Origin of the sequence: Arenibacter amylolyticus (assembly GCF_002150785.1) — a bacterium.
Lineage (GTDB): Bacteria > Bacteroidota > Bacteroidia > Flavobacteriales > Flavobacteriaceae > Arenibacter > Arenibacter amylolyticus.
In genome coordinates, this window is sequence record NZ_MTAZ01000016.1 from 74,599 (window position 1) to 94,597 (window position 19,999).

13 protein-coding genes and 1 tRNA gene are annotated in these 19,999 nt (G+C 42.4%); 1 reads left to right on the plus strand and 13 read right to left on the minus strand.

Annotated features, from left to right (window positions below; genetic code table 11):
• Window positions 1–9: 9 nt before the first annotated feature.
• From BV214_RS08290 to BV214_RS08320, 7 genes are read right to left on the minus strand one after another with little or no spacing between them, the layout of a single operon-like run.
• Window positions 10–1,065 carry a cytochrome c oxidase subunit II gene (locus BV214_RS08290; RefSeq protein WP_086477036.1) on the minus strand — a complete coding sequence of 352 codons (1,056 nt, stop codon included), beginning with the start codon at window positions 1,063–1,065 and terminating at the stop codon, window positions 10–12.
• 33 nt (window positions 1,066–1,098) lie between these two features.
• A complete protein-coding gene (locus BV214_RS08295) occupies window positions 1,099–2,412 on the minus strand; it encodes a quinol:cytochrome C oxidoreductase (protein ID WP_086477037.1) in 1,314 nt (437 codons plus the stop codon).
• A gap of 18 nt (window positions 2,413–2,430) precedes the next feature.
• Complete coding sequence (locus tag BV214_RS08300) at window positions 2,431–2,985, minus strand: c-type cytochrome (protein WP_086477038.1); 555 nt, start codon at window positions 2,983–2,985, stop codon at window positions 2,431–2,433.
• Window positions 2,986–2,996: 11 nt separating this feature from the next.
• Window positions 2,997–3,518: a DUF3341 domain-containing protein gene (locus BV214_RS08305; RefSeq protein ID WP_086477039.1), complete on the minus strand. Its 522-nt coding sequence runs from the start codon at window positions 3,516–3,518 to the stop codon at window positions 2,997–2,999.
• A gap of 2 nt (window positions 3,519–3,520) precedes the next feature.
• The gene (gene nrfD, locus BV214_RS08310; protein WP_086477040.1) at window positions 3,521–5,269 is read right to left on the minus strand and encodes an NrfD/PsrC family molybdoenzyme membrane anchor subunit; all 1,749 of its coding nucleotides are present in this window, start codon (window positions 5,267–5,269) and stop codon (window positions 3,521–3,523) included.
• 37 nt (window positions 5,270–5,306) lie between these two features.
• Window positions 5,307–8,405 carry a TAT-variant-translocated molybdopterin oxidoreductase gene (locus BV214_RS08315; protein WP_086477041.1) on the minus strand — a complete coding sequence of 1,033 codons (3,099 nt, stop codon included), beginning with the start codon at window positions 8,403–8,405 and terminating at the stop codon, window positions 5,307–5,309.
• A 36-nt stretch (window positions 8,406–8,441) separates the two neighbouring features.
• A complete protein-coding gene (locus tag BV214_RS08320; protein ID WP_086477042.1) occupies window positions 8,442–9,773 on the minus strand; it encodes a c-type cytochrome in 1,332 nt (443 codons plus the stop codon).
• 229 nt (window positions 9,774–10,002) lie between these two features.
• Here BV214_RS08320 and BV214_RS08325 point away from each other — a divergent pair, with 229 nt between their 5' ends.
• Window positions 10,003–10,374, plus strand: coding sequence for an SPOR domain-containing protein (locus BV214_RS08325; RefSeq protein WP_086477043.1), 372 nt, complete (start codon window positions 10,003–10,005; stop codon window positions 10,372–10,374).
• A 1,010-nt stretch (window positions 10,375–11,384) separates the two neighbouring features.
• Here the strand turns inward: BV214_RS08325 and infB are convergent.
• From infB to BV214_RS08355, 6 genes are all read right to left on the minus strand, one after another.
• On the minus strand, window positions 11,385–14,276 hold the full coding sequence (infB, locus tag BV214_RS08330; RefSeq protein WP_086477044.1) for a translation initiation factor IF-2: 2,892 nt from the start codon (window positions 14,274–14,276) through the stop codon (window positions 11,385–11,387).
• A gap of 44 nt (window positions 14,277–14,320) precedes the next feature.
• Window positions 14,321–15,553: a transcription termination factor NusA gene (nusA, locus tag BV214_RS08335; protein WP_086477045.1), complete on the minus strand. Its 1,233-nt coding sequence runs from the start codon at window positions 15,551–15,553 to the stop codon at window positions 14,321–14,323.
• Window positions 15,554–15,565: 12 nt separating this feature from the next.
• Window positions 15,566–16,027, minus strand: a complete 462-nt coding sequence (gene rimP / locus BV214_RS08340; protein ID WP_086477054.1) for a ribosome assembly cofactor RimP — start codon at window positions 16,025–16,027, stop codon at window positions 15,566–15,568.
• A 387-nt stretch (window positions 16,028–16,414) separates the two neighbouring features.
• Complete coding sequence (locus BV214_RS08345; RefSeq protein ID WP_176328483.1) at window positions 16,415–18,049, minus strand: beta-N-acetylhexosaminidase; 1,635 nt, start codon at window positions 18,047–18,049, stop codon at window positions 16,415–16,417.
• A gap of 233 nt (window positions 18,050–18,282) precedes the next feature.
• Entirely contained in the window at window positions 18,283–19,095 is an 813-nt protein-coding gene (locus tag BV214_RS08350; RefSeq protein ID WP_086477047.1) for an amidohydrolase family protein, read from the minus strand.
• Between the two features lie 209 nt (window positions 19,096–19,304).
• Window positions 19,305–19,376: transfer RNA gene (locus tag BV214_RS08355), tRNA-Gln, on the minus strand.
• Between the last annotated feature and the right edge of the window lie 623 nt (window positions 19,377–19,999).

A 19,999-nucleotide genomic window follows, 5' to 3' on the forward strand; every position in this document is an offset into this window, starting at 1 on the left:
ATCGAACTATTACTTAGCGGCCATAGAATCCCCGAATCTTTGCTGACTAGCAAGCCATTCGTTAAATTCCTCCTCGGTCTCCACAATAATTTTCATCTGCATGTTATAGTGCGATTTTCCACAAATCTTATTACATAATAAAACGTAATCAAATTCCCATGGGTCACTATTCTCTTCACCTAGCGCAGCTCTTTCTGCGCGACGTTCATTAATATTACTCACCTTATCCACTACCATAGGATCGCGCCTCATTTCGGCGGTGGTAATGGTAGGAGTAAAGGAGAAATGAGTAATCATCCCAGGAACACAGTTCATCTGCGCTCTAAAGTGAGGCATATAGGCTGAGTGAAGAACATCTTGCGATCTAATTTGAAAGTTCACTTTTCTACCTACTGGCAAGTGCACTTCCTTCACAATAATATCGTCCATTGCGTTAGGATCTGAGTTATCTACCCCCAATACATTGGCTTTATCGATATCGATCATACGCACGTTTGCATCTCCTAAAACGTTATCTTCCCCTGCATATCTAGCCGTCCAGCTAAACTGCTGAGCGTATAGCTCTATAATCAGCGGATCGTCGTCGTCATTGATATCCATAATATTAGTCCACGCGTACAGCCCCCATAAAATAAGTCCGGCCAATACAATTACTGGAATAATGGTCCAGATAAACTCCAAACGGTCGTTATCTGCATAAAACAAAGCCTTTTTCCCTTTCTTCCCCTTATACTTATAAGCGAAAAAATGCAAAAGGAATTGGGTAATGATCTGCACAAAGAAGATAACCAGCATGGATACCAACATTAAGGCGTCGTATTCCCCTCCGTGTTCGGAAGCGGCTTTCGGTAAAAGTGTCTTGGAGTATTTAACAAAACTGAAGATGGTTAGACCATATAAAAAGATCATGAACGCCACCATAAGATATCCGTTGTACTTATTATCGGTATCGGTTGCAATTTGTGTATTGCTCCTCCCGATTTGGGACAATTCGAATATCTTAGTCATTTGCCAAATAGCAATTCCAACTAATATTAAAACAATTATGGTTAATAATGCAGTCATCGTATGATTTGATATTATTCTTTAATTAAAATACTAATAGTGAAAATGTTTACTTTCCTCAATAAACGGATTTCGTTTAGGTTGCAAGGGTGCTTTTGTAAGGGCCCTGAACACTACAAAGATAAACAAGCCCGTAAAAAATAATACCGAAGCAATTTCAGACATTCCAATAGACCATTGGTCACCTACCGTACCAGGCATAATAGCAACATAGATATTCATATAGTGTCCTACTAATATAACGATACCTGTCATTACCACGAACCAATTGATTCTTTTAAAGTCACTGTTCATTAATAGCAGTAAAGGGAAAACAAAATTCAATACCAACATTCCCAAGAATGGTACTTTATAATCTGCAATTCTAGTAACAAAATAGGTTACCTCTTCCGGAATATTCGCGTACCAGATCAATAGGAACTGAGAGAACCATAGGTAGGCCCAGAAAATACTGATACCGAACATAAACTTCGCCAAATCGTGGATATGGCTATTATTTACATCTTTTAAATACCCTTTAGATTTCAAGTAAATGGTCACCATAGCGATAGCCGTAATTCCAGTAACGAACATACTGGCAAAGATATACCATCCAAATAGGGTACTAAACCAGTGCGGATCTACACTCATTATCCAATCCCAAGACATTATAGATTCGGAAATTAGATAGAATACCAAGAATCCTGCAGAGATTCTAAAGTTCAATTTAAAATTACTATCGTCGTTAGATTCATCCTGGGCTAGGGAAAGTTTTCTTGAATATTCTCTATACAAGATCCATCCTCCCAAGAAAATCGCAGCTCTAATTAAAAAGAAAGGTCCGTTTAGGTATCCAGACTTAGCCTGAATCAATTTATCATGCGCCACTACCTCGGGGTCTGTCCAAATAAATAGGTGGTTTAATTGTGCCACCGATAAGACCAAGATTACAAAAACGATGATACCTCCGGGCACTAGATAGGCGGTTATTCCTTCCATCACCCTAAACAATAGCGGTGACCATCCTGCTTGTGCGGCCCTTTGTATGGCGTAAAAAGCCAAGGCGCCAAGAGCGATCATCATAAAGAAAAGAGCGGCCACATATAGGGCGGCCCATGGTTTGTTTTGCAATTGCAGCAACACGTGTTCATAATGGGACGCATCATCGTGCGCAGCTGCCTGATCTGCTCCCCCATGGGTTTCGGTTACCACATGTGCATCGCCATGTCCATCATAATGGGAGGCAACCATTGCTTTTGCGTCCTCTACCGTACTTGGCGCAGTCATAAAGCCGATACCAATTCCCAAAACGCCTACAGCCATTAATATGAAGGAAGCAATTTTTAATCTATTTGAAAAAGTATACATATTGCTAATATCTAGGTCTTATTTTGTTAAATCTTCTTTCAATGTCATTACGTATTCAGCAACTTGCCAGCGCTCTTTGGTATCCAATTGTCCTGCATGGGAACCCATGGAGTTTAAACCGTAGTAAATAACGTGATAAGTGCTTCCTACTGTTATGTCCCTAGAGGCATAGCTTGGCACCCCAAGAAACTTTTCCTTTTTCACCAACTTCCCTTGGCCATCTCCATTATTACCATGGCAAATGGAGCAATAAATGGTATACAGTTCCTTACCCATCTTAAGGTTCTCTTCCCTATTAGAAGGATCCAATGGACTAGGATTGGTCATTGCAAGTTCTTTGCCTTCCAGGGTATTCTCTATTCCGTAAGGTATCCATCCTCTAGCCACGGTATTAGCTACAGGCTCTAGTGCCTCCATCCCATCCGGAAGAAAATCTACTTGTTGGTACGTTTCATATCCTACGGAGTAGTACATATTGGGCATAAATTCGTAATTCCTGTTTCGCTTATCCGCGCATGCAGTAACCAATAATACCAAACCTAGTACAACCCCTATTCTGCTAAAATTATTCATAATATCCAAGACTACTTTTCTGTAATATTAATTTCTACTGCTCCCGTATCCAACAGCAAGTCCCTTAGTTCTTGTTCGTTGCCATGAATTTCGATTTCCATTGCAAAATGATCGTCCGTTGTTCTCACATCTGGATTTTCGGCTTCCTTAAAAGGCCACAATCTACTTCTTAAGAAGAAGGTGATCACCATAAGGTGAGCTGCAAAGAAAACAGTTAGCTCGAACATGATAGGTATAAAGGCCGGCATATTCTCTACGAAGCTAAAGCTAGGCTTTCCTCCAATATCCTGAGGCCAGTCCTCAATCATCATATAATTCATCATTACAATGGCCACCACTAGACCAACACATCCGTACAAAAAGGATGTAATTGCCAACCTAGTTGGTGCCAATCCCATTGCCTTATCCAACCCGTGTACGGGGAATGGGCAATAAACTTCTTCTATATGATGCTTGGCCGCTCTTACCTTTTTAACAGCATGCATTAGCACATCGTCATCATCATAAAACGCGTGTATAACTTTAGACGCCATAATTATTTCTTATTGTTTAAAATCCTTGCTTGTCCTGCCCAATCGTCTCTTTGTGCCCTACCTGGGAATGATTCGGTAATAGCATCTAATAATTCGTATTCCTTAACGGTCATACGTGCTACTTGTTCGAATGTAAATATCCCGATTTGGTTAAGAGTTGCTTCCATTTGAGGCCCAATCCCTTTAATTTGCTGAAGGTTATCTGCCTCTTGTTTCGTTGGATCAAAAGTACCCAGCGCGTCCAATAATTCGGCCAACCCAACTTTATCGTCCTTCAACGGCACCTCTTCACCCATCAATACATCATCCGTTATGGGTCCTTTCTCTATGATTACCGGCCTAGCAGTAGAAATCTGATACAAGGGCTTCCCGGCATCCCTTAGTTTTTTATACTTCTCACCTGAAGATTTCATAATGGTCTTCACCTCTGCCTGTGCAATTACAGGGAATGTTCTAGCGTAAAGCAAAAACAATACAAAGAAGAATCCAATGGTTCCTATAAAGGTACCTATATCTACATAGGTAGGAGAGAACATTGTCCAAGCAGAAGGCATATAGTCCCTATGCAAGGAAGTAGCGATAATTACGAATCTCTCGAACCACATCCCTATGTTCACCACAATGGAGATAAAGAAGGAGAACATAATACTAGTCCTCAATTTCTTGAACCACATAAACTGTGGAGAGAACACGTTACAGGTCATCATTGCCCAATACGCCCACCAGTAAGGTCCGGTAGCCCTGTTAAGGAATGCGTACTGCTCGTATTCCACTCCGGAATACCATGCAATAAACAACTCAGTAATATAAGCACAACCTACAATAGAACCGGTCAACATTATAACGATGTTCATCAACTCTATATGTTGTACGGTAATATAGTCTTCCAACGCACTTACTTTTCTCATGATGATCAACAAGGTGTTCACCATTGCGAAACCGGAGAAAATTGCTCCAGCAACGAAGTATGGAGGGAAAATGGTGGTATGCCATCCTGGTACAATAGAAGTAGCAAAGTCAAACGATACAATGGTATGTACAGAAAGTACTAAGGGAGTTGCCAAACCGGCCAATACCAAGTGCACTTCCTCGAAACGCTGCCAGTCCTTTGCACGCCCAGACCAACCAAAACTTAACAAGCTATAGATTTTCTTTTGGAAAGGCTTTACCGCTCGGTCTCTGATCATCGCAAAATCTGGCAATAAACCTGTCCACCAGAATACCAAGGAAACGGACAAGTAGGTAGATATTGCGAACACGTCCCATAATAAGGGCGAGTTAAAGTTTACCCATAATGATCCAAATTGGTTAGGTATAGGTAAAACCCAATATGCCAACCAAGGACGACCCATGTGAATTAACGGGAATAGACCCGCCTGCATTACAGAGAAAATGGTCATTGCTTCCGCAGAACGGTTAATAGCCATTCTCCATTTCTGTCTAAATAACAAGAGTACTGCAGAAATAAGAGTACCGGCATGCCCGATACCTACCCACCAAACAAAGTTGGTAATATCCCAGGCCCAGCCTATTGTCTTATTTAATCCCCAGGTACCGATACCAGTAGATATCGTGTAAATTATACATCCTACCCCCCAGATAAATGCCGCCAAGGCAATGGAGAATGCAATCCACCAACTCTTATTGGCCTTTCCTTCAATTGGAGCAGCGATATCCACGGTTACGTCGTGGTAACTCTTGTCTCCAAGTACTAAGGGTTTTCGTATAGGTGCTTCGTAATGCGACGCCATAATTTAATATATAGTTACGTTCCTTTTATTAATTTGATTAAGCTTCTTCCGTATTTCTAACTTTCACGTGGTAGAATACATTAGGTCTAGTTCCTATGTACTCTAATAAGTGGTACATACGATCACTCTCCTTCAGCTGGGCAACCTCACTCTCTTTATCATTCACATCCCCAAAGACCATTGCTCCGTTGCTACAAGCAGACGAACAAGCAGTTTGGAATTCCCCATCCTTCACGGTACGACCATCACGTTTGGCGTCTAAAATAGTTTTCTGTGTCTTTTGGATACACATAGAACATTTTTCCATCACCCCTCTAGACCTTACAGTCACGTCTGGGTTAATCACCATTTTACCCAAATCATTGTTCATGTGATAATCAAACTCATCGTTATCACTGTACAAGAACCAGTTAAATCTTCTCACTTTATATGGACAGTTGTTTGCACAGTACCTAGTACCCACACACCTATTGTAGGCCATCTGGTTTTGTCCTTGACGACCATGTGAAGTTGCCGCAACAGGACAAACAGTCTCACAGGGAGCGTGGTTACAATGCTGACACATTACAGGCTGGAAAACAACTTGCGGATTCGCAGCTGGATCTTCCAACTGACCAAAACCTCCTAAAGAGCCATTATCCCCAAACAGTCCACTAAATCCTTCTTTCTTCGCTATATCATCGGCGAAGGTCTCCTCTGAAGAGTAATACCTATCGATACGCAACCAGTGCATATCCCTAGACTTCCTCACCTCTGATTTACCTACTACAGGCACGTTATTTTCTGCGTGACATGCAATAACACAAGCCCCACAACCTGTACAGGCATTTAAATCGATGGATAAGTTGAAGTGATGCCCTATAGAACGATCAAAACTATCCCAAAGATCCACACTAGTAGCAGGAACTTCCTTGTGATCTAAAGAAACCACAGGACCAGCATTCCACTCCTTAACATCTTTGGTATTAAAGATCTCTAAGGTAGTTTCCTTTATAATATCCCCTCTACCCATCAACGTTCTATGCAACTGAACACATGCAAATTGATGCTTTCCAGAGGTTTTTTCTAAACTAACATTTTGAGTAGCGTTAAGATCCTTATACAAACGGTATGCATTTACCCCCGTTTGCATTTCACTCTTCATACCTACCTCTTTTCCATAACCGAAGGCCAAACCAACAGATCCAGGTGCTTGACCAGGCTGTATGATTACAGGCACATTATGTAGGTCTACCCCATCTACAGTTAAGGTTACATAACTACCGTTTAAACCACCATCGGAAGAATGGTCATTAACCAATCCTAGCTCGGCAGCATCCGCTTTAGAAACGGTTACATAGTTATCCCAAGAAACCCTTGTCAATGGATCTGGAAATTCTTGCAACCAAGGGTTACCCGCTTGCTGTCCGTCTCCCATTCCGGTTTTTGGATAGAGCACAAGCTCCATACCCTCTGCTGTAGCAGCAGACAAACTAGCCAATGCAGAAGAAATAGAAACCGCTTCTACCGAGGTATCAGTAGCCACCCCTTCTACAGAGGCAGCATTCTCTATCGCATAAACTCCATCGTGCAAGGCCTGATTCCAGTCGCCTCCATTTAACACACCCTGATTCCAAGTTTGCCTTATATAATCATAATAAGACTCCTCTTTGTCCATCCATTTCAACAAAGCTGTTTGAAACTGTCTAGTATCGAACAACTGCTTAATGGTGGGCTGCATTAAACTGTAATATCCTTTTTTAAACTGCGCATCTCCCCAAGACTCCAAATAGTGATTAGAAGCACCTACATATTGTACTGCTTCCGTAGTATCTGTCATATTCTGAGAAAAGGCCAACGTAAGATCCACCCCTTGCAACGCCTCTACAAACTCGGCAGCATTTGGCAGTGTATAGGCAGGATTCACTCCATCCATCAATAAGGCTCCAACCCTACCGGCTTTCATATCTGCCAATAAAGATTTAAGAGCAGCCTTATTACCTTGTCTTACATATTTGGGAGCAGTAGCATCAAAAGCCTTACTACCCAAAAATTCATTTATCTCTAAAACAACGGCTTGGGCATTCACGTCATCTATCCCGGAAACCACTACCGCGTTCTCTTTATTTTTCAACACTTGAGCCGCAACGGAATCCAAAGCAGCTTTTGCGCTTTCGGGCAAATTACCAGCCCTAACAGAAGAACCACTCAACTTACCATAAAAATAAGCTAAGGCTACTTTCTGCTGTGCAGGAGTTAAAGGAACCCTTTTATCGGCATTTGCACCGGACAGAGACATATTTGCCTCGAACTGCACATGCCTAGACATCTTCCCATTTTTAGGAATACGCCCTTTAGAATACCCACTATCATAACCACCCCCTTGCCAATCACCAAGGAAATCTGCAGCAAATGAAACAATGAGCTCCGCTTTTTCAAAATCATAATCAGCCAATGCTCTTTCCCCATACTTAGCCTCAAACGCAGTTAAGGCAGCATCTTCCGAAATAGCATCATAGGTCACATGATCTACATTACCATATGCCTCTTTAAATTCTGCAATTAACCTATCCGTAGACGGACTTGCGTACGTCTGGGTTAAAAGGGCAATCTTTTTAGAAGTACCTTTTAAGGAATTCAACTTGGATTTCACCGCGGCATCCACACTACTCCATTCTACAGGCTCCCCATTAAAGTATGGCCCCTGCAAACGAGTACTGTCATACATCGTTAAAACAGATGCATGCACACGTGCATTGGCAGAACCACCCACCTTTGCATCCACATTATTTTCTATCTTGATGGGACGCCCCTCTCGTGTTTTAACCAAAACACTTGCAAAGTCGTATCCATCCGCAATCGTAGTCGCATAATAATTGGCAACCCCCGGTATAATATTATCCGGCTTTACCACATAGGGAATGGACTTAATCACTGGACCTTCACACGCAGCCAACGAAGCGGCAGCGGTACTAAACCCAACATATTTTAGAAAATCCCTCCTATTGGTAGACGTGGAAGCCAAAGTATCCTTATCTCCTAGGAATTCATCCACAGGGATCTCTTGGACAAACTCATTCTGCCTTAGCGACTCAACAATGGAATCATTCGGATTTAACTCCGCCTCACTTTTCCAATATTTCTTATTTGATGACATATTGATATATCTGAAATTATCTTGTAAATAGTTTGCTTAATAGTGGCACTTAGCACATTCCAATCCACCCATTTGGGCAGCAGTAAGCTTTTCAACCCCATACTTCTCGGAAAGCTCCGCGTGAATCTTCTCGTAATACGCATTACCCTCCACCTTAACATCGGTCTGCCTGTGACAATCAATACACCATCCCATCGTCAAGGGAGCATACTGCTCCATAATCTCCATTTCTTCTACCGGACCGTGACAAGTCTGACACTCTATCCCAGCCACGGAAACGTGCTGCGAGTGGTTAAAGTAAGCGAAGTCTGGAAGATTGTGAACCCTCACCCATTCTACTGGTTGAGTCTCCCCGGTGTAGCGACGCTCATCTTCGTCCCAACCTACAGCCTTGTACAACTTCTTAATCTCTCCGGTATAAAATTCATTGGTATACCCCATCGCCAAATCTTCCTGACTAGGCCCTTCTGGACGCCCGGTATACTCATTAATATTTTCGTGACAATTCATACAGAGATTCAAAGAAGGAATCCCCGCGTTTTTAGAAACCCTAGCGGAAGAGTGACAGTACTTACACTCTATCTCATTATCGCCAGCGTGAATTTTATGTGAATAATGAATGGGCTGTATGGGCGCATACCCTTTATCTACCCCTACTTGCATCATCCAACCATAAGCAAAATAAGCCCCGGTAAGCAACATAAAGATGGTAAACACGAGCACAAGAAATTGATTCTTAGCAAACGCCTTCCAAATAGGCATTCCCTTCTCCTCTTTCTCTTTCTCCAAAGACACTCCACTTGCCTCCGCAATTCTCCTTAAGGTAGTATTCACCAAAAGCAGCATAATTATCAACAGACCCAGGATAGCGATCAGCGCCCCTAACACCAACTCATTGGAAATTCCGGAACCAGCACCCCCAGATGCAGCGGGAGCCGCTGCACCACCTGCAGCCGCTTTTGGCTCTGCCGGAGGAGCATCCGTATACGCAAGAATATCATCGATATCTTGATCGGAGTACATAGGGAACGGCGTCATCATCGCCTGATTGTACTCGTTATAAATCTTAATTGCATCTGGATCTCCAGAATTGATCAAAGCCGAACTATTCCTAATCCACTTATACAACCAATCCCTTTCGTATTTCTCACCGACCCCTGCCAAAGGCGGACCCGTCATTTTCCTTGTCAAGGAGTGACACGCCGCACAATCCTGATTAAACAATTGCCTACCCTTGGCTGGATCGCCTTGACCCGTAGTAACCTCGGCGGCATCTTGCGCAACAAGTGAATTTGAAATCAGCATTAAACCGATCAGACTGACACCTAAAACCTTAGAAATTAGATTGCGGTATGGAACCTTTTTCATATTAAAAAATATTTCTATCGAAAGTTTGGCACGGTATTTACACCAATAAAATCTGGAGTTTCTAACCCTTGCTCAATTTGGAAGCAAAAATACACATTACACTTTATTTGAGGAATGTTAAAGCCACCATAACAGCTAATTTATACCCATTCTAAATAATAATAAAATCTTTTGATTGATTCTTAATAAATTACCTTTGCAGAACAATAAATTTGAAATACTCACACCCATGAAAAAGACCTATATATTTACGATTATGCTCTTTTCCGTCCTTTTCTGCTCGGCCCAACAAGGCCATGTAGATATTCAGCAAGACAGCAAGATCTCACAGCTTTTGGATCTTTATAAAAATGTGAACAAAAGCACAAATTACTATCGCATTCAGGTAGGATTTGGCTCACATCAAGAAGCTCAAAACTTAAAGGCCAAGGTAGATGTAGATTTTCCAGATTGGCCCACTTCCATCGATTTTGAATCACCCAGCTACCGAGTACGCATCGGGAAATTTAGGACACAGCTAGAAGGGGAGCGGAAACTTATAGAAGTAAGAAAAAAATACCCAAGCGCAATGCTCTTGAAACCAGAAAAAACGACCTACTAGGTCGTTTTTTTTATCCCCATACCACAAACCTCCTTAGACCTTGTAGGTAGAAAACCCCAACACCCACTTACACTCCTCCCCCTTCTACCCTTCCTATAAACGAAAACAATAGGAAACCGATTATAAGCAAGCTAATTGAATTCCCCTACCACAAGACTAAGCAACAACGCAACCCTTCACTTAGAGGAAGGCGGCAAACACAGGCCACTACCACCTAATATCATCGGGTATTAATAAAAAAAGCTTAAAGACCAACATGACTGAACCCATGCACGCCCCCAATTAAACACACTTTACAAAAACCCTACACCCCCTCTCCGTTGTCTTCCACCTCCAATTACCTGACTAGCCAACACCAACTAACGAATATCATACTATAAATCAAAAATTAGTCATACGGGAGACACTATAACGGCAGATATAGAAAACAGCTCCCCCCCTAACTATATCAAATAAAAGCACCCTTTAAAGAACCTTAGATTACACCTCCTTAAGCCCTACAGCCAACCCCTAGAATAGCAGAAGGAGAAAACCCCAAGACCTAACACCCTACACCCACTTCAACTAAGTAGGGCTACATCACATCCAAAAACCAAATAATTAGGGAAGTTCTTCCCAACCAAATGCAAGACACCTACAAGAAGCCACAAATGTAAAACCCGCAAGGGATTCCGAGCTGGAAAGAGAAAAAACACTCCAACAACTTGTCAAGAAAAAGCCGAAGGAACCATCCTTCTACAATCATTCTATAAAAAAAGCGATCAAAATGACATCAGGCATAATAGTAAAAGTTAAGACTCGCCCTATTAAAAAGGAAATCCAACCCAAAACACCACTATAAAAATCAGCAAAAAGAAGGTCCGCACACTTCATTTAACCTTTGTGAACGCTGTGTCCTTAGCTAAACACAGACTCTAAAAAAGAGCTTAACGGAATTGACACCAACAAAAAAAGCCCCGAACTTCCTGAATACTCAGGAGTCGGGGCTTTTAAATTATAAACAATTAAATCTACTTCAACTTCTTCTTAACGGCTACTTCTTGGAAAGCTTCTACTATATCCAATTCCTGGATATCGTTGTAGTTTTTAATCTGCAATCCACAGTCGTACCCCTTAGAAACTTCTCTAACATCGTCCTTAAATCTCTTAAGAGAGGCCAGTTCCCCAGTATAGATAACTACCCCATCCCTAATTAATCTAATATTAGAGTTTCTAAAGATCTTACCGTTGGTCACCATACAACCTGCAATGGTTCCCACTTTAGACACCTTAAAGATCTCTCTAATTTCAGCGGTACCGGTAATCTCTTCCTTCATTTCTGGAGAAAGCATACCTTCCATCGCATCCTTAAGATCATCTATAGCATCATAGATAATGGAGTACATCCTAATATCGATCTCTTCCTTATCTGCCAACATTCTTGCATTACCCATCGGTCTAACGTTAAATCCGATAATTACTGCATCCGAAGCGGAGGCCAATAGGACATCCGATTCCGTAATAGCACCAACTGCCTTATAAATGATATTCACTTGAATCTCATCTGTAGACAACTTCTGGAAAGAATCTGTCAATGCTTCCACTGAACCATCCACATCCCCTTTAAGGATAATATTAAGTTCTTTAAATTCTCCTAGTGCGATACGTCTTCCAATCTCATCCAAGGTAATATGACGCTGAGTTCTTACAGACTGCTCTCTTTGCAACTGGGAACGCTTGGCAGCAATTTGTTTTGCTTCCCGCTCATCCTCCAATACAGTAAATTTATCACCTGCTTGTGGCGCTCCATCCAATCCGAGGATTGAAATTGGCCTTGAAGGACCTGCCTCCTGCACCAACTTACCACGCTCATCTTGCATGGCTTTAACCTTACCGCTACAGGTTCCTGCAAGTACGTAATCACCAATCCTAAGAGTACCGGTCTGAACGAGAACAGTGGATACATATCCCCTTCCTTTGTCCAAGAATGCCTCAACTACGGCTCCAGATGCCAGTCTGTTTGGATTAGCAGTAAGCTCTAAGAGCTCTGCCTCCAACAATACCTTCTCTAGCAATTCCTTGACACCCGCACCTGTCTTAGCAGAAATGTCCTGGGATTGAATTTTCCCTCCCCAATCTTCTACCAGTAGGTTCATCTGGGCAAGTCCGTCCTTAATTTTTTCTGGATTAGCCGTTGGCTTATCCACCTTGTTTATTGCAAATACAATAGGTACTCCGGCTGCTTGGGCGTGACTAATAGCCTCTTTGGTCTGTGGCATAATATCATCATCCGCAGCAATCACAATAATAGCGATATCCGTAATCTGGGCCCCACGTGCACGCATCGCCGTAAAGGCTTCGTGACCAGGTGTATCCAAGAAGGATATTTTCTGTTTATTTTCTAAGGTCACCCCGTAGGCTCCGATGTGCTGGGTTATCCCTCCGCTTTCACCGGCAATCACATTTTCCTTTCTAATATAATCTAGCAAGGAAGTTTTTCCGTGGTCTACGTGCCCCATTACCGTAACGATAGGCGCTCTTGGCTCCAAATCTTCCGGTGCATCTACTTCTTCTACGATGCTCTCCTCCAGATCGGCAGTTACAAACTCTACTTCATACCCAAATTCGTCTGCAACAATGGACAAGGTCTCTGCATCTAGTCGCTGGTTCATGGTCACCATGATTCCTAGGGACATACAAGCAGATATAATTTTTGTAGTAGGAACATTCATCATGGTAGCCATCTCACTAGCGGTTACAAACTCGGTAACCTTAATAGTTTTGCTTTCCAATTCTTGCTGCTCCAGATCTTTTTCCGTTTGTTGACGGTGCTGATCTCTCTTATCCCTTCTATAACGGGCAGCGGTTCTCCCTTTTCTGGATTTCCCTTGTAATTTCTCCAAGGTCTCCCGCACTTGTTTTTGCACATCTTCCTCGGTAGGCTCTACCTTGGCAGCTGCAAATCGCTGTCCTGGACCTCTTCTACCTGCCTGACCACCTTTACCTCTAGCAGCTGGTGGACGCTTAGCATCGGTACCTGGTTTAGCGACAATTCTTTTACGTCTCTTTCTCTTATCGGAGGCATCACCAGTTTTAGCTGGCTCCCTCTTTTTCTTAGGCCTTTCAAATTGGGAAAGGTCAATTTTATCCCCCATAATTTTGGGACCCGAAAGTTTTTGATATTGCGTTTGGATCACTTCACTCTCTGGCGCAGCCTCCGCTTCAGCAGCAGGTGTCTCTGGCTTTTCGGCCTCCTCCTTCTTGGGCTTCTCAGCTTTAGCAGCAGGCGCTTCCTTTTTAGCAGGAGCATCTACCTTTTTGGCTGCTTCCTCCTTCTTAGGAGCCTCCTTTTTAGGAGCTTCCATCTTCACAGGAGCTTTTTCCTGCTTAGGAGCTTCTACTTTCTCCTCTGGCTTCTCCTGACTTACAGGTTTTTCCACCACTTTTTCATCGGCTTCCTTTGCCGGTGTTTCTGCTGCCACCTCCGGCGCCTTCCCTGTTGGTTTCTCAGGGACTTCTTGCGTCTTCTCCTTTGGTTCTTCAGCTACTTTTGCACCATCGTCCAAGTTGATCTTCCCTACGGTCTTTAAACCAGGAAGTTCCCCCTTGGCCTTGATCACACTTTCTCTTTCCGCTCTTTTCTCCCTAGCGAGCCTCTTCTCCTCTTGCTCTTTTTCCAATTGCAATCGCAAGGCCTCTTTCTCCTTTCGCTTCTCTTCCCCAACTTCTTTGGACGCAACTTTCTTGCTCATATCCGTTTGGAATTCATCCAATAGAACTTGATATACCTCGTTGGATATCTTGGTAGTAGGCCTAGCATCAATATTATGCCCCTTGGAACCGAGATAATCTACCGCACGGTCCAATGAAATATTAAGTTCTCTTAGGACTTTATTAAGCCTTATAGTTGCATTCTCTGCCATAAATAAATAATTCCTATTCTTGTAAATTATTGCTAATATATAGTTTAATCTTCTAATTCCTCTTTTAGAATACGGACAACTTCCAAAATTGTCTCCTCTTCTAAATCGGTCCTTTTAATCAAATCCCCAACTTCCTGCTCCAATACACTTCTAGCAGTATCCATCCCAATTCTCTTGAATTCCTCTATCACCCAAGCCTCAATCTCATCGGAGAATTCGGTAAGCTCTACATCTTCCTCCACTCCTTCACGGAACACATCTATCTCATAACCGGTTAATTGCCCGGCCAATCTAATATTGTGACCTCCTCTACCAATGGCCTTGGAAACTTCTTCTGGCCTTAGATATACTTGAGCGGTCATTTTCTCGTCGTTCAATTTCACTGTGGAAACCCTAGCCGGACTCAACGCCCTTGTAACCAATAGCTGTGGGTTAGCAGTCCAATTGATAACATCTATATTTTCATTACCCAGTTCTCGTACAATTCCATGAATTCTAGATCCTTTCATTCCAACGCAAGCCCCTACCGGGTCTATACGATCATCATAGGAATCTACCGCAACCTTCGCCTTTTCACCAGGAATCCTAACTGCTTTCTTTATGGTGATTAAACCATCGTATACTTCAGGAATTTCCTGGAAGAACAACTGCTCCAAAAACAAGGGAGAAGTTCTAGACATTATAATTGTTGGCTTATTACCTTTAAGCTCTACACTTTCGATAATACCCCTTACGTTATCTCCTTTTCTAAAGAAGTCCGACGGGATCTGCTTATCTTTTGGCAAGATAATCTCATTTCCTTCGTCATCCAAGAGTATAATCGCCTTATGACGTATATGATGCACCTCGGCAGTGTAGATCTCGCCTTCCAATTCTTTAAATTGCTTGTAGATCGTTGTATTATCGTGCTCATGAATTTTGGAAATAAGGTTCTGTCTTAGCGCCAAAATAGCCCTTCTCCCCAAGTCAATCAACTTCACTTCTTCGGACACATCCTCCCCTACCTCAAAATCGGGTTCAATCTTACGGGCTTCAGACAAGGAAATCTCCTCATTAGGATCTTCTACCTCACCATCTGGAACTACGGTTCTATTTCTCCATATTTCCAAATCCCCTTTATCTGGATTTATAATAATATCAAAATTATCATCAGAACCAAATTTTTTCTTTAATGCATTTCTAAACACATCTTCCAAAATCGCCATTAGCGTTACCCTGTCTATGAATTTATCGTCCTTAAATTCCGAGAAAGATTCGATTAGCGCAATATTTTCCATTTTGACCTACAATTAGAATTTTAATACAACTTTAGCTTCTTTTATATCAGAAAGTGCAATTTCTCGCTTTTTCTGAACGGTAATTTTCCCTTTCCCCACGGGTTTGGGCTCTCTCTGCTTCCACTCCAAGGTAATACTGTCTTCCGTGGCTTCCGTCAACTTCCCCTCCAATTCCTCTTCCAGGGTCTTCACCTCCAACTTCCTTCCAATATTCTTTTTAAACTGTCTGGGAATTTTTATGGGCGAAGCTGCACCGGCCGATGCCACTTCCAAGGAAAAGTCTTCCTCTTCCCTATCTAGGTTGTGTTCTATGGCCCTGCTAACGTTTATACAATCTTGTAGCGTTACTCCGTGATCACCATCTAAGGTGATCTTTATCTTATTATCAGTACCTATTGAAAAATCCAACAAAAAAAGTGATTCATTTTCCTTTAAGGCCGTCTCTAAAAGTGTAGTTACTTTTTCCTTCAACATATTTTCTCTCTTAGCGATAGCGTTTCCCCTTATTGGGCTATACACTTCTGGGAATATCCGCCGCAATATGGAGACTGCTTAAAACTTATTAAAAGCGGCAAAAAAACCGCTTCGCCAAAATATTGGTAACAAAAGAGGGGACAATTTGTCCCCTCATGAATACAAAATATTCTTTCAGCTCTGCAAATATACAATTTTTTTAGATTCCGCAACAACCTAAATCATTTATTCTAAAAAAGATACCCGTATATTGAGCTTGATCACCATAAGGGCAATTCCCCTGAATTTAAGTGGACAAACCACCTACCTTCTTAATAGATAGCTTATCTAAAAACCTTCCTCCAGGTTTAAATCACCAGTTAGACCTCCCTTATCTACCATAACCTGCTAATCTTTCTTTGACACGGGGCCATCATAGGCTTCGGGCTGCTTTTCTTTGCGTTCCTCCATGTTTAGATGAGGATTCCTATAGTTGATCCCTGCACGCTCATACCGCTTATACTGCTTCTCCAGCCGTTGCTGAAACAGCTCCCAATCCAAATTCTCCTCATAGGTCCAAGCTTTTTCTGCCACAGCGGCAAGCCTAGGGTAGGTCATATACTCCAACCGCTTAGGATCGGAAATAAACTCGGTCCAAATTCCGGCTTCCATCCCCAAAACTTGGGCAGCCATAGAATCCGTAAAAGTCTCGGGAATTGGATTCCAATGGTAAATAGCCTCCATAGAATTAGCTCCATTGTGCAGGCCTTCCCAAATAGCGCCCGCCTCGTTAAGATCACTAGCATAGTCTAGGTAGAGGTAATCTACCGGCGACAGAATCACTTGATACCCTTTCTCTGCAGCATTGTAAAGTATATCTGGGTACTCTCCACGCCACCATTGCAAGATGGTTTTCTTATTCACCTCCAATTCGGATGCCTCATCCCAGGCTATCGGCTCTAATCCAGATTCCACAAGGAAATTGGCCATGTTACGATCGAACCACCCCTCAAACTCGCGCTGATTCTTTAACCCCAACTCTTTCATCTTAGCAGCCATGTCTGGCCTACCCTCCCAATTGTGCTGCCTAACTTCATCCCCACCAAAATGAACATAGGGAGTATTAAAAAGGGAAGCCACTCGCTTCATTACCAACTGTATCATCTCAACCGCCTCCTCATTAGCTATATTTAAGGTATTGTTTCCACCACTAAATGCTGGATAGGCACGCTCTATAGCCCCAGAATGACCAGGAACGTCTACCTCGGGCACAATTACAATATGCCTTTCATTAGCATAGGCAGCAATCTCACGGGCATCTTCCTCCGAAAGATACATTGCAGGCCCTTCAGGATTTGTTCTATCGCCACGCGCCCCAAGTTCGTGCAAGTTGGGATATTCCTTAATCTCAATCCTCCAACCCGTATCATCGGTGAGGTGCAGGTGCAAACGATTCATCTTTTGAGCCGCCATCTGATCTATTAACCGCTTTATATGTTCAGGACCAAAAAAATGCCTGGAAATATCCAGCATAGCTCCCCTCCATTTAAATCTAGGCTCATCTGTTATAGAAACCCAATCTATCTCCACAAAGGAAGATCCCAATTCTCCATCTACCACAGGGGCTAACTGCAGCAGGGTTTGAAATCCGTAGAAATAACCTGCTTCGGATGACGCGCCAATAGTTATCCCATCCCGGCCAACTACCAAGCTATATGCTTCCGGAGCCAGCTCTTCTTGTTGCTTCAGAACTATTTTATTCTTTCCTTTAACAACACCACCCACCTTAGGCGTAAACCCATATACTTTCTGCACTTCCCTCGCAAACCAATCTACCACCCTATGCTGCTCCTCCGAGGTAAAAACCAGGTAGGTTTCGGCACTTAAACCAAAGGAGCCTTCAAAGACCCGTATATTATTTGGTTGCGGGACAATGGAAAGCACTGCCCCCTCCCTTTCTTCCCGTTCTACGGAACTACAGGAAACTAACCCTAACAGGATCACTGCCTGCAAAATAAATTTTGGGAATATTGATTTAATCATCGGAATGCTCATACTATTAGTTTGTTCTGTTCGGCCCCAAAAGAACCAATTGCGAAATAATTCTGCTAAAAACAGAAAAACAATTAATTATCTATAAGAAATTTCGTTAAAATGACTGCTAACTACCTAATCATAAACATCACCCTACCGCTTTAACCGATCACCTACCTAATGATAGGTTACACCCAAATAGCTAGTTGCATCTAAATTCATCCAAGGCGCCATAGCAACATTTACCTTATATCGTCCACATCTATTTTAAAAAGCCGGGCAGCATTTTTCCAATAAATCAACTCCTTTTTATCATCTGCCAACTCCAACTGATCCATAAACTTTAAATAAGACTTCATATTACATATTGGCCAATCCGTTCCGTATAACAGATAGTTGGGATCCCCGGCATAGGTAATCATCTCTTCCACCTCCCTTTTCATATAACGCTCAAACTTTTCCGTGAAATCGCCCAAAACCAGTCCGGAAATATCGGCATATACATTTTCATTCTTATACACCACCTCCATACAGTCCCTGATCCAAGGATTCCCAATATGGCAGATCACTATTTTAAGCTCCGGGTAATCTACCGCAAGATCATCCAGATGCAGGGGATGGGAATACTTTACTCTTCCCGTGGGAGCATAGGTATCGCCAGAATGGAACATAACAGGCACATCGTACTCCATCGCCATTTCGTACATTACCCTAAGCCTGGTATCGCTAGGGTAAAACGGCTCATAACCAGGATAAAACTTTAAGCCTTTTATGTGCCCCTGCTCCAGATATTCTCCAATCTCACGAATATCCCAGTGGTTGTAATGCAAGTAACTGATCCCGGAAACAACCCCTAAGTTCCTACGTCCTTTAATTGCCTCTACTACCTGTCTGGTACTTGGCCTGTGTTCGTTCACCTTGTACGACGAGAGCACCAAAGAATAATCTATCTTATTCTCCAACATATTTTCCGTTAGTAGATTGAGGCTGGTCTCCAGGGAAACAACCCTGTCTTCATGATAATTGTTGATATGGGTATGGACGTCTATAATCATGGATTCATTTTTTATTGGACTTGGTAGCAGCAAAACTTAATTTAGATTACACCTATGGCGTTCCTAATTAAATTATTTCATCCCTATTCTTAGAGAAGGTATTGATCCGCGTCTCAATATAATTTAATCCTTTGATTTACCAATGCTAATGTCGCACTTTTACAAAAAGAAAAACCCCCTAGTCTCAATGAGATTAGGGGGTTTTGTCGTTGGTCCACTAGGACTCGAACCTAGAACGACTGGACCAAAACCAGCTGTGTTGCCAATTACACCATGGACCATTACCGTAATTCCGGGTGCAAATTTAGTATAAAGTTTCACATTTGCAACAATAAGTGAAAAACCTATTCACAATTCCACTTAAACTAAACTGGGATCAAGCTCAAAAGTTGTGTGTAGTTAAAATTATAAGTTATGCACAATAGCAACAATCCACCTTTTAACAGGCCTTTCAATACTTTTTTCCATCGCTGAAATGCGCAGCATTCATGAATTCCATTAAAAAACAATATGCAAGCCATGAATAAAAAAGTATTCAACCCGCCCGAACGTACGTTTCGGTACGGGCGGGAAAAATCTAGGCTTATTTCTCCTTTCTTGAAATCTACTGGTTTTCCACCGCCGCAGCGTCCAGGCCGCTTTCACTAAGGTGAACATGGGCTGCCGGACGCCTTCCTTGAGCCGATGCGAAAAACCCTTGATTTGCTACCAAAGGAGAAAGTAGGCCGAAAACTTTTGGTAGATCCACTTGTGAGGCTTTCCTTATCCGCAGAATAGGTTTAAATCCCGAAGCATCGGGACCGAGATTCAGCTTTTTATTTTTAAAAAGCGCGGAGTTTTTAGACCGATTTTTAGATTTGATCTAGGACCGATCGAAAAATGCAACGATTTGCATTTGCCGAGA

What these genes read in the sequence shown, in the direction of transcription:
- BV214_RS08290 (WP_086477036.1), bottom strand. Translation starts at nt 1,065, where the DNA reads ATGACTGCATTATTAACCATAATTGTTTTAATATTAGTTGGAATTGCT.
- BV214_RS08295 (WP_086477037.1), bottom strand. Translation starts at nt 2,412, where the DNA reads ATGTATACTTTTTCAAATAGATTAAAAATTGCTTCCTTCATATTAATG.
- BV214_RS08300 (WP_086477038.1), bottom strand. Translation starts at nt 2,985, where the DNA reads ATGAATAATTTTAGCAGAATAGGGGTTGTACTAGGTTTGGTATTATTG.
- BV214_RS08305 (WP_086477039.1), bottom strand. Translation starts at nt 3,518, where the DNA reads ATGGCGTCTAAAGTTATACACGCGTTTTATGATGATGACGATGTGCTA.
- nrfD (WP_086477040.1), bottom strand. Translation starts at nt 5,269, where the DNA reads ATGGCGTCGCATTACGAAGCACCTATACGAAAACCCTTAGTACTTGGA.
- BV214_RS08315 (WP_086477041.1), bottom strand. Translation starts at nt 8,405, where the DNA reads ATGTCATCAAATAAGAAATATTGGAAAAGTGAGGCGGAGTTAAATCCG.
- BV214_RS08320 (WP_086477042.1), bottom strand. Translation starts at nt 9,773, where the DNA reads ATGAAAAAGGTTCCATACCGCAATCTAATTTCTAAGGTTTTAGGTGTC.
- BV214_RS08325 (WP_086477043.1), top strand. Translation starts at nt 10,003, where the DNA reads ATGAAAAAGACCTATATATTTACGATTATGCTCTTTTCCGTCCTTTTC.
- infB (WP_086477044.1), bottom strand. Translation starts at nt 14,276, where the DNA reads ATGGCAGAGAATGCAACTATAAGGCTTAATAAAGTCCTAAGAGAACTT.
- nusA (WP_086477045.1), bottom strand. Translation starts at nt 15,553, where the DNA reads ATGGAAAATATTGCGCTAATCGAATCTTTCTCGGAATTTAAGGACGAT.
- rimP (WP_086477054.1), bottom strand. Translation starts at nt 16,027, where the DNA reads ATGTTGAAGGAAAAAGTAACTACACTTTTAGAGACGGCCTTAAAGGAA.
- BV214_RS08345 (WP_176328483.1), bottom strand. Translation starts at nt 18,049, where the DNA reads ATGATTAAATCAATATTCCCAAAATTTATTTTGCAGGCAGTGATCCTG.
- BV214_RS08350 (WP_086477047.1), bottom strand. Translation starts at nt 19,095, where the DNA reads ATGATTATAGACGTCCATACCCATATCAACAATTATCATGAAGACAGG.